The sequence below is a fragment of the Pseudomonas sp. A34-9 genome (genome assembly GCF_029543085.1).
Lineage (GTDB): Bacteria > Pseudomonadota > Gammaproteobacteria > Pseudomonadales > Pseudomonadaceae > Aquipseudomonas.
In genome coordinates, this window is the sequence record NZ_CP119967.1 from 3,355,271 (window position 1) to 3,369,115 (window position 13,845).

The window sequence follows — 13,845 nt, forward strand, 5'->3', positions numbered from 1 at the left end:
CTCTAATCCTTGAGGGGTAGGCTGATCGGCAACGCGTTCGCGGCTGGCAGGGCAGGGAGGGATTGCAGATTGTCGCGCAGACCCAGCGACAACAGCAGGCCGCCGATGCTCCCGGCCAGTGCGACGTACAAAATCGATGGCAGGCCGAAATGCATCGCGGCGTAACCGGCGACGGCGGGTGACACGCCACCGCCAAGAATTTCGCCGAACCCGACGACAATGCCGGTGGCAGTGGGAAGCAGTGCAGGTGGCACCGACTCGCTGGTCAACGGCCCGACGGTCATGCAGATCAGGCTGAAGTTGAAGAAAGACAAAAGGAACAGCAGCAGAAATAACAACCCGGTAATGGCCGGGCTGATGATTAACAGCCCCACCAACGTTGCGCTGGTCATGAAGGAAACAATGACCACCGGTTTGCGTCCCAGTCGGTCCGACATTGCCGGAATGATCAACTGACCGATAAAACCGCCAACACCAAGGGCGGATATCACGACGGCCATCGACAGCGTTTCAAGGTGCATGTAGTCCGTGAGGTAACTGGGCAACATGGCACACAGGACGAACTGGCAAGTAAGAATGCAAAACATGATCAGGATGTTCAGGCTGACATTGCCGCTTTTGAACGCACTCAACCAGTTCGCCCAACCCCTGCCTGAAGCTGGTTGCTGATGTGCCGGCAGGGGCGCGGGTGTATAGATTTTCCACAAATAGCCGGCCAGCAGTAGACCGGGCAACGAGATAATCGCGAAAACCATGCGCCACGAGTCGAATAGCTCCAACAGACTGGCAGCCAGCAATGGCCCCAGGCACAGTCCGAGAATCGGGAATAACGCCTGTTGGAAACCCAGATTCTGTCCGCGGCGCTGCGGATGCGAAACCTCATCGGTGACGATGATACTGGTCGGTGTGAACGCGCCTTCGCAGAGCCCCATCAGCCCGCGGATGACGACCAGCCCGAAAAGTCCTCCGGCCAGAGCCGACATCCCCGAGAGCAGCGACAGCACTGCAATTGAAAGGACCAGTGCGTTCTTGCGACCCAATCGATCAATCACGTAGCCCGCGCCCAGGGCTGAAAAGCCCCAGGCGAAGGCCAGTGCTGCCGACAGCATGCCGAGGTCCTGATAATCCAGCTGCAAGTCACGCATGATCACGGGAAACAGCGGCAGAATGATAAAGCGATCAAGCCCGACGAGGCCGAAACTCAAGGACAGCAGCAAAACCATCCGTTGTTCATATTGCCGCTTGGGCGGCGTAGCGAGATTGTCTCTGATCATCGTTCATCCTCCATGTGAAACCATTAATCAGGTGCAATGAAGGGTTTCTGAAAGAGGCCGAGAAACCTTGGCGTCATACAGACCACCAAGGTTTCTTGCAGACTCAAACGTAGCCCCGGCAAAACGTGGGAATCAGGCTACCCATTCACCCACGGCCATTTCGGCGGTGAAGCCTGGGCCGAAAGCTGCCAGCATACCGACATCGCCGGAGTTAAGACCCGACTCAAACTGCCGCTTGAGCACGTCGAAAACCACAACGCTGGCAATGTTGCCGGCTTCGGCGAGGCTGTTGCGCGACTGCGAAACCCGGTTCGAGGCAAGGTCCAGTTGCAGGACCAATTCGTCAAGAATCTTGCGGCCGCCAGTGTGGAAGATGAAGAAGTCGTTCTGCGCACAGTTCTGTTCAAGAGTGTCGTAGTTGAGTTTCTCCATAATCGGCGCGACATCTTTAATAGAGTTCATGACGGCTTTGTCCAGCGTGAAGTGGAAGCCGGTGTCCTTTACATCGTATTTAATGTAGTGCTCGCTCTTCGGCAGGAAGAAAGAGTTGGTGGAACGGATTTTGAACCCTGACGCTTGATCATCAGCGCGCAATACGCAGGCAGAAACAGCATCGCCAAAAAGTGCAGCGGAAATGAACGCATGCAACTTGGTATCGTCAGGCTGATAACACAGCGACGAGAACTCCAGCGAGACAATCAACACATGATTACGCGAATCCAGTTTGGCGAAGTCATTCGCCCGGTTAATTGCTGCGGCACCGGCGACGCAACCGAGCTGGGCGATCGGCAACTGCACGGTAGACGTCGGCAGGTCCAGATCGTTGATCAGGTGCGCGGTGAGCGATGGCATCATGAAGCCGGTGCACGAGGTGACCACCACCATACGGATGTCATTGGTCGTTAAGCCAGCGTTTTCAATGGCTTGGCGGGCAGCGGCGGAAGACATCAGGCGGGCTTCACGCTCATAGACGATGCTGCGATGAGTGAAGCCGGTGTGCACCGCCAGTTCGTCGATCGGCAGGATCAAATGCCGTTCGTTGACTTCGGTATTCTGGATCATACGCTTGGCCAGGGCCATGCGCGGATGGTCGGCGTGCAGGCTCTCCAGATGTTCAATCATCTGTTGCTGAGTGATCTTGTTTTTCGGGAACATTACGTGCGGGAGACAAAGAGTCGACATGATGAGTCCTCGGCCATATAAAGCCAATAAATAGTTTTTGGGATAATTCCCGTTTTAAAACAACGGCAGTTCGCTATCCCTTGAGGAACAAGGGTTAAAAGCTTTTGGCGAGTAAGTTCTTTTTATAAGCAGCGCAATCTTGTTTTAATATTCAACGGCCGAGCGTCAGAATCTAACGCTCGACGCTTTTATTTATACGTCCAATACAAACTTGTAGGCGTATTGCCAGGCCAGATTGCTTTCGCGCACATGTTTGCGTACGACCATGCGTACCGGCGCGCCGGTTTTCAGTTGTTCCGGATGAGTGACGTCAACGATTTCCGACGCGATCACCAAGCCATCGTCCAGACGAACCATCGCCATGCAGCGAGGCACTGTTTCGCCGTAGCCCATGGCGGCAAGGATCGGATTCTCGGCGTGAGCCATGACTTCGATCTTGCCGTTGCGAGCGCAGCGGTACGGTTTTACGCTGAGCGAATTGCAAGCGCCACAAACTGTACGACGTGGGAAAAAGATTTCCTTGCAGTCTTCGCATTGACTGCCTTCCAGACGATATTTGCCGCCGTGTTCTCGCCATTCGCGAAGCATGCTGGCAGTGGTCATCCGATGAATCTGTTCGGGGTACATAGACATGGTCCGGCTCCTTAGTCGTTGGAAAGAACGATCACTGAGTTGTGGGCGGCATAACCTCCCAGGTTTTGCGACACGCCGATGCGCGCGCCCTTGACCTGGTTGTCGGATTCACCGCGCAACTGACGGAACAGTTCGGTGATGTGCAGAATGCCGTCACAACCGGACGCGTGACCGCGCCCAATGTTGCCGCCGTCGGTGTTCAATGGCAGCGGACCGTCAATGCCGATGCCGCCTTCCAGGACAAAATCACCGGCCTGACCCTGCTTGCAGACACCCATCGATTCCATCTGGATCAGACCCGCGCCGAGCAAGTCGTAGACCTGCGCGACATCGATATCCTTTGCGGTGATTCCGGCCTTTTTATAGGCGATTTCAGCGCAAGCGATGGAGTTGGCCGACACGGCCATGCCGACATTTTTTGGCAGGCCCGGGTGATGCAGGGTCGGGTTGTGAAAACGCGTGCCGAAGTAATGGGAAACGCCTGTATAGGCACATCCGCGAACGAATACTGGTTTGTCCGTGTATTTGTGAGCCAGGTGTTCGGCGACCAGAATCGCGCAGCCGCTCGCTTCGCCCCAAGCCAGCATCGAGCCAAAGGCTTCGCTGTTTTTCAGGGTATCGATAGATGGAATCGCATGGCCGAAGCGCGTGGCATTCGGGGTGTTGTGCGCATAAATACGCATCTGCCGGCCAAAGGTCGCCAACACATCAGCTTCACGCCCTGCATAACCGAACTTTTCAAAATATTCCGCCGTCGCCAGGGCAAAAGCGTCGGTGTGGGAAATACCCAGGAAGTAGTCGTACTCACATTCGGTACTGGAGCCGATGTATTCGGCATAGTTGAAATGGTCGGTCATCTTCTCGAAGCCGCCGACCAGAACAATATCGTATTCCCCGGAGGCAATCATTTGATGGCCCATCTGGAACGACACGGAACTGCTCGTGCAGTTGGCGGTGCTCATGAACGTCGGCGCCGGGCTGATGCCCAAAGTATCGGAGATGGTCGGGCCGAGACCGCCATATTCCGAAATGCCCTCGCCGTGATAACCGTAGGCCACACCCTGGATTTCCCGAGGATGCATCCTGGCGTCCTTAATAGCTTTATAAGCCGACTCGACGATCATTTCCTTGAACGTCTGCCGGACCCTGGAACTTCCCGGTTTCGGCGTATAGGCGGCCGAAACGATTGCAACACGACGTGCGCACATGTACATGCTCCTTGCGTAGACAGGCGAAATCAGAGATAGGCGGTGAGGGCGTAGTCAGCTCGCAAATACTTGAACTCGTATTTGATGGACGTGCCGTAATCTACGTACAGCTTGTTTTCGAGCGATTCGCGCAGTGGATTGTTGCGCTTTTGGTAGGCCTCGATGGCAGGGGTAACCGTCAGGGCGATTGCGTCGCTGCCGGCACCGAAACCGTAAGACACCAGCAGGATTTTTTGACCGGGACGCGCCTGGTCGAGCACGTTAATCAAACCGAGCAGCGGGCTGGCAGCACCGGTGTCACCAACGCTGCTCGCGTAGATGCCGGGCTCAACCTGTTTCGGATTGAATCCCAGATGCTTGGCGAGTGAGTAGGGCGTGGACACCAGATTCTGCTGGAACACGACATAATCGTAGTCCTGCGGGCAGGTGCGCAATTTGGCCATTAAGCCTTCCGCCGCCCGGCGAGTCTGGTCTTCCAGGCCGATGCTGTTTTTGTCCGAGCCAAGCCCCATCCCGGAGCGAATATAACGATCACCTTGCGGGCGAATGTTGTCGGCGACATCGGCTGCACAAGAGAAATTGCCATCGAACTCTGCGATGACATTCTCTGTGCCCACCAATAAAGCTGCCGCACCGGCACCCGCATAGGATTCGGTCAGATCACCTGGGGCGGTGTTGCGATTGATCGTGTCGGCGCCGATTGCAAGGGCGCTGCCGGTCATGCCGGAAGCGACCAGTGCCTGGCAAATCTGCAGCGCAGAAGTGCCGGATTTGCCCGCGAACTGGACGTCGGCGCAATAGGCGTCATAGCCGGAACCGAGCATTTCCAGGATGACAGAGGCCGAGGCGCGGGAGTCATAGGGGTTGGTGCAAGTGCCCAGATACAAAGCCTCGACGCTACTGCCGGGGGCCATATCCAGTGCACGCTGGGCGGCCAATACACCGAGAGTGATCACATCTTCATCAGGTTGAAGAACGGCTCTTTCGACCACCCCCAACTGGTTTTGCACGAGATGGAGATCGGTGTTCTTCCAGACGTTAATCACTTCTTCGACTTTCAAGCGACAAACGGGAACGCCAGTGCCGTAACTCACTATTCCTGCTTTTTTCACGTTCATTTTCCTTTTGATTCCATTCGCTGTCAGAAAACAAGGGTGTTGCGTCGCCGTATATCGTGAAACATACGGAAAACTATCTTTAAAGCCCCCCATATCGGAGTTTTGTCGTTTAACCAGCAAAATCAGCCGGTTGGAGTTTCCAGACGGTTACTCAAAAAAGGGCGCCGATACTGCCATTTTGCCTCTCTCACTGCTATGATACGGTACGTATCGTTTCAGAATTAAAACTGCAGAATCGATAGTGCTAGAGGACGCTTACTTACTCACACATCATGCTCGAGGAGTCGGAAACCCCTAAAGTAACCAGAAAAACCGGAAGCGAACTGATTGGAGTCAATGTTCAGTGCGTTTACTAAACTCGAAACGAAACGGTCCGTTTCGTTGCGATTTTCGGAAATCCTATACCTTGCATTGTATTTGTCAAGCACCCTGCCTGGAGAATTTACTGTGGCTCGTACACCCTCTCGCAGCTCCATCGGATCCCTACGGAATCCCCACACGCACAAGGCGATCATCAGTTCGACGATTGAGATCCTCAAGGAATGCGGTTATTCGGGACTCAGTATTGAGTCTGTTGCCCGACGGGCGGGAGCGAGTAAACCGACGATTTATCGTTGGTGGAGCAACAAGGCTGCATTGATCGCAGAAGTCTACGAGAACGAAAGCGAGCAGGTCAGAAAGCATCCTGATCTCGGCTCATTAAAAGCGGATCTCGACTTTTTGCTGCACAATCTCTGGAAAGTCTGGCGTGAAACGATTTGCGGCGAAGCATTTCGCTGCGTCATCGCCGAGGCTCAGTTGGACCCTGTGACATTGGTTCAGTTAAAGAACCAATTCATGGAGCGCAGAAGGGAAATGCCGAAAAAACTGGTGGAAAATGCCATCAGCCGTGGTGAGTTGCCGAAGGACACCAATCGCGAACTTTTGCTGGATATGATCTTTGGATTTTGCTGGTACCGGTTGCTGACCGAGCAGTTGGAGATGGAGCAAGATATCGAGGAATTTACGACTCTTTTACTAAACGGTATCAGTTCGAAGGGGTGATTCTGCTTTTCGATATGTTCCCCTTAGCCTTGTCGCTGGGGGGAACATTTTTTTTGCAGGTTCAGGCAGCGCCGAACTCTCGATACAGTTCTGGCAGGAAACTGGCCAGATGGTTGAATTCGCACAGGTCATGAACGGCGAATTCATAGGCGAGGGTTTCCAGTTCCGCTTCGCCGAAACCGTTAGCCTCCATCAGCGCGGCAGCCTTTTCGGCACCAGGAAAACGCGACATCGATGGATGACTGCCGACCCAGTAGCGGCTGGTGAGATAGAGGCCTTCCGGAGTTTCTTTGAATAGGTGCACCATCAGCGACACCGGCACCTCGGGTTGTTCCGCCAGGCTCATCAACGCGCTGACGCTTCCGTCGATTTTCGCGTCGCGGTACAGATCGGCACGCAAGCCCAGTTTTTCCGGGTCCTGGAAGTGGATATGCAGGTGCATCAGGCGATCGCCGACATATTCCGAGGCGCAGAAGGTGTTGCCGTACAAGCGCTGTTCAAAACTCAGGGACGTCTGCTTGAGGCGTTCGTGATTGACGCAAGGATTGCTGACATGGGCATAAGGAAACCACAGGGTATAGCGTTCGGCTTCCAGCGGGTGCCACATGAACCACCATTTCAGCATCGCTGCGGTCGAGCGCGGGAAAAACTTGCGGCTCTGGACATACGCCATTGGCCCGGGCAGCAGGGCGTATCCCGATTCCTCGCTGACGAAGTCTGCCTCCAGCAACCGATTGATGTCCTCGACGCTCGGCGTCAGGGTCTGTTCCAGCGGCAGTGGTCCTTGCTGGATCTTGCACACGGCGGAAAGGGGGACATTCATCTGCGCAGAGAAATACTTGGCGTAGGGTTTGTCCTTGATCGCCTCGCGATTGCGCAGGAATTGCTTCTGCATTGGCAGAGAGAAGTAGGTGAAAGGGGTCATTACGCGCGCATCCATTGCGATGTTTTCCTTTGGCTAAATGGCCTTGGACCTGACAACATTCGTCGCCAATATCCATGCCTATCGAGGTATGTAGGTGATTTGAAGCTAAGCTTCATAAAAATAAAAGTCAAATTTGAATTTGAGTTAATAGGAGTTCATGCTCGTGTCCGGTCCGAATCAGGCAGCTTCTCTACGTGCTCAGCGACAAGATGGCCGGGTGACCCGCCAGCATATTCTGGAGACAGCAGGGCAGTTGTTTGCCGATCTGGGGTATGCCAACACCACCAGCAAACAGGTCTGCGAGAACTCCAACTCGAACGTGGCGTCGGTCAATTATCACTTCGAGAACAAGGAGGGTCTTTACCGTGCCGTGCTGCTCGAAGCCCATGAACGCCTGCTCAGCATCGATATATTATTCAGCTTGAGCAAGAGCCCTGCCTCTCCTGAGGACAAATTGCGTTTGATCATCACCGTCCTGATCGAGCGCGTGCGCAATCATCGAGATGCCTGGGCGCTCAAGGTGTTGAGCCGGGAATTGCTGTCGCCTTCGAGTCTGCTGCCCTCGGTGCTGGAGCAGCAGGCCTATCCGAAAGCGAAGGTCTTTCGGGGCATTCTTGGGCAGATCCTGGGCTTGCCGGACGATCACCCGACCACGCTGCATTGTGCGCTAGGCGTATTTGCGCCTTGTCTTTTCCTGCTATTGGCCCACGAAGCGTTGAGCGAGAACGTGCTGCCGGGTCTGGAAATGGAACCCGCCGTGCTGATCGAGCACATGATGACTTACGCGCTCGCGGGCCTCAAAGCCGTGTCGGCGCAATAGCGAACGCGATCAGCGATGCGCATCGATTCGAGCCGAAATCCACTCGCGGCGGTACGCGAACACGCTGTTGGCTATGGCCGTACACTGGTGAAGTCGTTGAAACTAACGGCGGCAATTGTCGCGGCGCAGGTCAGGTTTGATCAGCGCCGCGTCAGCAAAGGGATATGGGCGCCGAGAATATCGGCCCCAACGCTTGTCGCACCGGTGGCTACGTAGTTTTTTCTATTTCGCAGATGCAGCAGTTGCAACAGCGCGGCGACAACCGACACCACGCCGGCACTGATCGCCAATGTCCAGCCGGGCATTTGCAACAGCAATACGAAACCACCGGCGGCGGCCCCCATGGCACTGCCCAGATACAGCGCCGATTCGTTGAGCGCCACGGCCAGATTGCCGTCGCCCTTATGCTCCCGCGCGGCAATCAATTCGTTGTTCTGCGGCACTTGCAGTGCCCAGCCTACAGCGCCCCAGACGGCAATCGGCATCATCGCCAGCCACGGTGTTACCGCAGCGGCAGCCGGCAGTGCGAACAAGGAGACGCTGAGGATGACCAGAATCAGGAACGTGAGCATCGGTCCCCTGATGCGATCCGCCAGCGGCCCGACGAGGAAACTGCCTGCCACACCACCCAGCCCCCAGACCCACAGATACGGCGTGATGTTGTTGACGCCGCCATAAGCCGGGTCCGCCATCAACGGCACCATGAAGGTGTACATGCCCAGACTCGCGACCGCCGCCAGCAGTGAAACCAACAGAATGGTCATCACATTGCGGTCGCCCAGCAGGGCCAGTTTGCGGCTGATCGGCATCGCCGGTCCGGCAGAGATCGCCGGCAGCCTGATCAGCAGGCCCAGCCAGGAAATCAGGCCGAGGAATGCCACCAGCCACAGGGCCATCTGCCAACCGAATTGCTCGGCGAGCAGCAGCTGGATAATGGAAAGGAGTCTTGAGCGCACTCGACAGGACCTGGCTGAGTTTTTACGCAGTCGCCGAGAGCGCATATCACTTGCAGAAGCAGGATTACCCCCGACTGGCAGACGGCGTACACCCGGGCTGCGTCGAGAAGAAGTGGCGGCATTGGCGGGTGTTGGGCTGTCTTGGTACACATGGTTCGAACAAGGACGCGATATTGGTGTGTCACCTGCTTTTCTGGATAAACTTTGCCGGGTTCTCAAACTGGATGCTCTGGAACGCCGTCACCTCTACCTGCTTTCTCACCAGCGACCGCCAGCCGAGGAGGGGAGAACATGGTGCGTGGTGCCGCAGATTATTCATCGCCTGATGGCGGATCTGCCGTTGCGGCCCGCTTATGTGCTGAACCTTCGCTGGGATGTCTTGGCCTGGAATCCTGCCGCTGACAAGATTTTCAAGTTTTCCGAGAAGACGCCTGAGCAACGCAACTTTTTATCGATGTTGTTTACCGACGAGCACATGAAATCTCTTTTCCAGCCATGGGACGACCAGGCAATCCAGATGCTCTCCAGTTTCCGCCGGGACTATGTTCACGTCTCAAATGAAAGTGATGTTGCTTCACTGGTGCGTGAACTTGAGAGTGTCAGTGCGGAATTTAAAGGGTGGTGGTCCCGGCAGGACATTCACGGACCCTGCCAGGGTATTCGGCACTTCGCGATCAATTCATTTGGCGACGTCACACTTGAACATACCACGCTAACGGTCGATGTCGAACGGCATTTGCGGCTTGTTTACTACGCGCCAATGGACGAAGGGATCGCCCTGTTGAAGTTCGAGAAGTGGCTGGAGGAGGGCGTTGCAGAAGTCCAGCACGATCAATTCGAGACTTCATAATGATTAAGTCTTATTAATGTAACCGCCTCTGCAAAAGTGCATGTCTTATTATTTTAAAATGCAATTTTCGGGCACTTTCTTCACAAACTCAAGTTATAACTGCAGGAGGCAAATATTTAACTACACTAAATGCTCGTTTAATTGAGCTAACGAAAAACCACAGTCAAACCAACGGAGCAGCGCATGGTCGAGCGCAAAACAATTGCAACAGATGTTATTGATACGCTTGGACTGGAACCCCACCTTGAAGGCGGCTATTTTCGTCGAACCTATCAGGCGGACCATCGTGACTTACTCGAAACCGCAGCAGGCCCGCGTTACCTGATGACGTCGATCTACTATCTGCTGACAGAGCGATCACCGGTTGGCCAGTTTCATTTCAACCAGTCGGACATCTTGCATTTTTTCCATTTGGGCGACGCGATCGAATACAGCCTGATCCATCCTGACGGTTCATTGCAGACCCTGGTCATGGGCAACGATGTTCTGGCAGGACAGCTTCTGCAATTGCACGTACCGGGCGGCATCTGGAAAGCATCACGATTGCTGGATGGCTCAAATGGATTTGGATTGATCAGTGAAGCGGTTTCGCCAGGGTTTGACTTTGCCGACATGGAGATGGGGAATCGCGAAAAACTCACGACGGCTTTTCCACAGCATCGAACGCTGATTGAAAAGCTGACGCGGGATCAGGATTGAGCGATGCAGATCCAAGGAATCATCAGAATGGAGGGAAAGATGTTTTGAGGCTTCGCAGGAGAATGAAATCTCGTGGCCAACGCGGCTAATCTCGAAACATATTGTTACGTGTAATGTATATTATGTTAAATGATGTATTACGCTACGCGCCCTTGCAGGATCACGAAGCTATCTCGCCGATCATTTGAGCCCTCGAGCCTGACGACATCACTCCGATCATTCAACGTTGCCTCAGCATCATCGCTTCTATCAAACCCCTGATCCGTGCACGCAATGGCGTGCGCGGATCAATCCGTACCAAGGCGCTCAGGCAAGAAAATCTTCCACCAGTTTTACCCAGCAATCGGCGCCCAACCGGATCAGCTCATCATTGAAGTCGTAGTGCGGGTTGTGCACGGAGCAGCCGTGAAACTCGCCCTCACCATTGCCCAGCAGGAAATAGCACCCCGGCACTTCTGCGAGCATCCAGGCGAAGTCTTCGGTACCCATGACCTTCGGCCCTCGGCTTTGCAGGTGGCCAGGTTGAAAAAGCGGCACAAGGCTTTCGCGCACTCGTTGTGTTTCGGTGTCGTCGTTGATCAGTGCCGGGGCCAGCGGAGTGAATTCCAGGTCAATGCTCACGCCGAATGATTGCTCGTGACCGCGGACGATTTGTTCCAGTCGCTGATTGATCTTTTGCTGGGTCTGCGGCGTATCGGTACGCACGCTGATCAGCATGCGGGCCTCGTCAGGAATGATGTTGTAGACACTCCCGGCCTGTAGCATGCCAATGCTGATGACCGCGTACTCTTCCGGGCCGAGGTTGCGCGACTTGATGGTCTGGATCGCGTTGATCAGGCTGGCCACCACGGGCAATGGATCAACCGACTTCTCTGGCATGGCGCCGTGCCCACCTTGGCCGGTGATGCGCAGCGACACACGCTCCGAGGACGCCATGGTCGGACCCGCCTGAACCACGGCCGTGCCTAATGGGTAACCGGGCATGTTGTGCAGCGCGAAAATCGCATCGCAGGGAAACCGTTGGAACAGGCCGTCGTCGATCATCGCCTTGGCCCCACACAAACCCTCCTCGTCCGGTTGGAAAATCAGGTTAAGGGTGCCGTTGAATTCGCCGTGGGTGGCCAGACGATAAGCGGCCGCGAGCAAGATCGCGGTGTGCCCGTCATGCCCACAGGCATGCATGCGATCGGCTATCTGGCTGGCATGCGCAAAGGTGTTTTTTTCCTGCATGGGCAGCGCGTCCATATCGGCGCGAAGACCGATACGGCGTGTGCCCTCGCCTCTTTTCAGGACGCCGACCAGGCCATGCCCGCCGATACCGCGATGCACCTCATAGCCCCATTGCGTCAGTTTGGCGGCGACCAGTTCAGCGGTGTTCGGGGTTTCGCCGCCCAGTTCAGGCGCAGCATGGATTTGCCGGCGCAAGGCGATGAAGCTTTGCAGTTCGGTCTCGCTTAACGCTGATTTGTTTTGTTGATTGCGCATGGGTCAGTCTCTTCCAATGTTTTCCGGGAACAGTTTCAAGCAGCACAGGCTGATTACCCCGCCGACAAGCAGGTAGAACGCCGGAGCCGTGGGTGTGTCGAGCGCCGAGGTCAGCCATGTGGCGATCAACGGTGAGAAGCCGCCGAACAAGGTGACGCCGAAGCTGTAACTCACCGAGGTGCCGAGCGCTCGGTGTGGCTTGGCAAACGCTTCCATGATCATCGCGAAAAACGCCCCTGAGCCCACGCACCCGGGCAGTACCAGCAGTGCGACGATCAACATCGCGATGTACAAGTCAGTGGTATGCGACAACAGCCATAGCGCCGGCCATGCGGCGATAACCGGCAAGGTCATCGTCCAGACCAGCAGTTTTTTGCGCAGGCCATGGCGGTCGGCGTAGCGCCCTGCTATGGGCGTGATGATTGCCAGGCACGCGGCGGCAACGCACGCGATCGCCAGCGCGCTGCGCTGCGGATAATGCAGAGCGCTGACCAGATATGCCGGCATGTAGAAAATGAACAGGTACATGCCAATGGTTGCGCTCGCCATCAGGCCGGTGGCGAGTGCGGTGTTGCGCAGATCAATGACCTCACGCCACCCCGGTTTGCGTACGGTTGCTTGTGCGGAGCTGACCGTCGCCTGTTCAAGCGTTTCCGGCAGGCAGCGGCGGATGTACCAGCCGACCGGCCCGATGAGCAAACCGATGACGAAAGGGATACGCCAACCCCACTCTTCAAGGTCAGGCGCGGTCATGACGCTGCTCAGAAAAAGTCCAATGCCTGCCCCTACCAGAGCCGCGTATCCCTGACTCGCCGCCTGCCAGCTGACATTGCTGCAACGATGGTTCGTCGCCGACGATTCCATCATCAACACCGAGGCGGTACCGATCTCTCCACCGGCAGAAAAACCTTGCGTCAGCCGGCCGATGACCAACAGAACGGTGCCCAATACTCCAGCTTGCTGGTAAGTGGGGGCGAATGCGATCAGCGCTGTGCCCAGTGTCATCAGTGCAATCGTCAGCGTCAGCGCGGCCTTGCGCCCTTTTCTATCGGCGAAACGGCCAATGATCATCGCCCCGACCGGACGCATCAGAAAGCCCACTCCGAACGCCGTCAGCGACATCAGCAATGAAGCGATCGGCGACTGCGCCGGGAAAAAGTTCTTGGCGATGATCACGGCAAAAAAGCTGTAGATCGTGAAATCGTACATCTCTAGCGCATTGCCCAGGGCGCACGCAACAGTGGCTTTTCTGGAGTTGAGGGTGGCCGGATTGGAACGCATCGTTCTGTTGGCCAGGGAAGTGTCCGATTGCAGGGTCGTCATGGCACGCTCCGATTTCTTATTGGCGTTATGCGAAACCAACTATCGGGGAACTCCGAAGACGAATCACTTGCGCTTTTTGCAGGCAATTAACCAATGGTTAACTTGCTTGCATCACGTCCTTTGAACACGCGCCACAACAGTGCTCCGCGAGCACTTGAAGGCGGGTATCGCACCAATGGCTTCCATTTTTCACACTCATGCAGCCGCTGAATCGATGCAATCGGGCATTTTTTGAGGCCCTTCCGCACGCCTGCCGGCCTCAATGCAGGCGGTATTCCTTAGCAAATTAACCAGTAGGCATATCCATGCAAAATTGACCATTTCCGCC

At 55.5% G+C, this 13,845-nt stretch carries 12 protein-coding genes and 1 pseudogene; 4 read left to right on the top strand and 9 right to left on the bottom strand.

Features of this window, described 5'->3' with window-relative positions; all coding sequences use genetic code 11:
- Positions 1-2: 2 nt before the first annotated feature.
- From P3G59_RS14875 to P3G59_RS14895, 5 genes are all read right to left on the bottom strand, one after another.
- The gene (locus P3G59_RS14875) at positions 3-1,274 is read right to left on the bottom strand and encodes an MFS transporter (protein WP_277757820.1); all 1,272 of its coding nucleotides are present in this window, start codon (positions 1,272-1,274) and stop codon (positions 3-5) included.
- A 132-nt stretch (positions 1,275-1,406) separates the two neighbouring features.
- A complete protein-coding gene (locus P3G59_RS14880) occupies positions 1,407-2,456 on the bottom strand; it encodes a type III polyketide synthase (protein ID WP_103302000.1) in 1,050 nt (349 codons plus the stop codon).
- Between the two features lie 192 nt (positions 2,457-2,648).
- Positions 2,649-3,089 carry an OB-fold domain-containing protein gene (locus P3G59_RS14885; RefSeq protein ID WP_277757821.1) on the bottom strand — a complete coding sequence of 147 codons (441 nt, stop codon included), beginning with the start codon at positions 3,087-3,089 and terminating at the stop codon, positions 2,649-2,651.
- Between the two features lie 11 nt (positions 3,090-3,100).
- On the bottom strand, positions 3,101-4,297 hold the full coding sequence (locus tag P3G59_RS14890; RefSeq protein ID WP_277757822.1) for a thiolase family protein: 1,197 nt from the start codon (positions 4,295-4,297) through the stop codon (positions 3,101-3,103).
- Between the two features lie 29 nt (positions 4,298-4,326).
- Positions 4,327-5,415 carry a hydroxymethylglutaryl-CoA synthase gene (locus tag P3G59_RS14895; protein WP_277757823.1) on the bottom strand — a complete coding sequence of 363 codons (1,089 nt, stop codon included), beginning with the start codon at positions 5,413-5,415 and terminating at the stop codon, positions 4,327-4,329.
- Between the two features lie 447 nt (positions 5,416-5,862).
- Here P3G59_RS14895 and P3G59_RS14900 point away from each other — a divergent pair, with 447 nt between their 5' ends.
- A complete protein-coding gene (locus P3G59_RS14900; RefSeq protein WP_277757824.1) occupies positions 5,863-6,459 on the top strand; it encodes a TetR/AcrR family transcriptional regulator in 597 nt (198 codons plus the stop codon).
- A 61-nt stretch (positions 6,460-6,520) separates the two neighbouring features.
- Here P3G59_RS14900 and P3G59_RS14905 read toward each other — a convergent pair whose 3' ends face one another.
- Positions 6,521-7,399 (bottom strand): 2,4-diacetylphloroglucinol hydrolase, encoded by an 879-nt coding sequence (locus P3G59_RS14905; protein WP_347276964.1) that lies wholly within the window; start codon positions 7,397-7,399, stop codon positions 6,521-6,523.
- Between the two features lie 202 nt (positions 7,400-7,601).
- Here P3G59_RS14905 and P3G59_RS14910 point away from each other — a divergent pair, with 202 nt between their 5' ends.
- On the top strand, positions 7,602-8,204 hold the full coding sequence (locus tag P3G59_RS14910; RefSeq protein ID WP_277757826.1) for a TetR/AcrR family transcriptional regulator: 603 nt from the start codon (positions 7,602-7,604) through the stop codon (positions 8,202-8,204).
- A 140-nt stretch (positions 8,205-8,344) separates the two neighbouring features.
- Here the strand turns inward: P3G59_RS14910 and P3G59_RS14915 are convergent.
- Positions 8,345-9,148 (bottom strand): annotated as a pseudogene (locus P3G59_RS14915) (MFS transporter); the annotation flags it as partial.
- Between P3G59_RS14915 and P3G59_RS14920 the strand changes: the two are divergent.
- Together P3G59_RS14920 and P3G59_RS14925 are read left to right on the top strand one after the other, a co-directional pair.
- Complete coding sequence (locus tag P3G59_RS14920; RefSeq protein ID WP_277757827.1) at positions 9,138-10,010, top strand: helix-turn-helix transcriptional regulator; 873 nt, start codon at positions 9,138-9,140, stop codon at positions 10,008-10,010. The pseudogene P3G59_RS14915 and the gene P3G59_RS14920 sit on opposite strands and share 11 nt — an antisense overlap.
- A gap of 183 nt (positions 10,011-10,193) precedes the next feature.
- Positions 10,194-10,709, top strand: a complete 516-nt coding sequence (locus P3G59_RS14925; protein ID WP_277757828.1) for a cupin domain-containing protein — start codon at positions 10,194-10,196, stop codon at positions 10,707-10,709.
- A 306-nt stretch (positions 10,710-11,015) separates the two neighbouring features.
- Here the strand turns inward: P3G59_RS14925 and P3G59_RS14930 are convergent, their stop codons facing one another.
- Positions 11,016-12,194: a M20 aminoacylase family protein gene (locus tag P3G59_RS14930; protein WP_277757829.1), complete on the bottom strand. Its 1,179-nt coding sequence runs from the start codon at positions 12,192-12,194 to the stop codon at positions 11,016-11,018.
- Between the two features lie 3 nt (positions 12,195-12,197).
- Entirely contained in the window at positions 12,198-13,517 is a 1,320-nt protein-coding gene (locus tag P3G59_RS14935) for an MFS transporter (RefSeq protein WP_277757830.1), read from the bottom strand.
- Positions 13,518-13,845 lie beyond the last annotated feature (328 nt).

What these genes read in the sequence shown, in the direction of transcription:
- P3G59_RS14875 (WP_277757820.1), bottom strand. Translation starts at nt 1,274, where the DNA reads ATGATCAGAGACAATCTCGCTACGCCGCCCAAGCGGCAATATGAACAA.
- P3G59_RS14880 (WP_103302000.1), bottom strand. Translation starts at nt 2,456, where the DNA reads ATGTCGACTCTTTGTCTCCCGCACGTAATGTTCCCGAAAAACAAGATC.
- P3G59_RS14885 (WP_277757821.1), bottom strand. Translation starts at nt 3,089, where the DNA reads ATGTCTATGTACCCCGAACAGATTCATCGGATGACCACTGCCAGCATG.
- P3G59_RS14890 (WP_277757822.1), bottom strand. Translation starts at nt 4,297, where the DNA reads ATGTGCGCACGTCGTGTTGCAATCGTTTCGGCCGCCTATACGCCGAAA.
- P3G59_RS14895 (WP_277757823.1), bottom strand. Translation starts at nt 5,415, where the DNA reads ATGAACGTGAAAAAAGCAGGAATAGTGAGTTACGGCACTGGCGTTCCC.
- P3G59_RS14905 (WP_347276964.1), bottom strand. Translation starts at nt 7,399, where the DNA reads ATGGATGCGCGCGTAATGACCCCTTTCACCTACTTCTCTCTGCCAATG.
- P3G59_RS14920 (WP_277757827.1), top strand. Translation starts at nt 9,138, where the DNA reads ATGGAAAGGAGTCTTGAGCGCACTCGACAGGACCTGGCTGAGTTTTTA.
- P3G59_RS14925 (WP_277757828.1), top strand. Translation starts at nt 10,194, where the DNA reads ATGGTCGAGCGCAAAACAATTGCAACAGATGTTATTGATACGCTTGGA.
- P3G59_RS14930 (WP_277757829.1), bottom strand. Translation starts at nt 12,194, where the DNA reads ATGCGCAATCAACAAAACAAATCAGCGTTAAGCGAGACCGAACTGCAA.
- P3G59_RS14935 (WP_277757830.1), bottom strand. Translation starts at nt 13,517, where the DNA reads ATGACGACCCTGCAATCGGACACTTCCCTGGCCAACAGAACGATGCGT.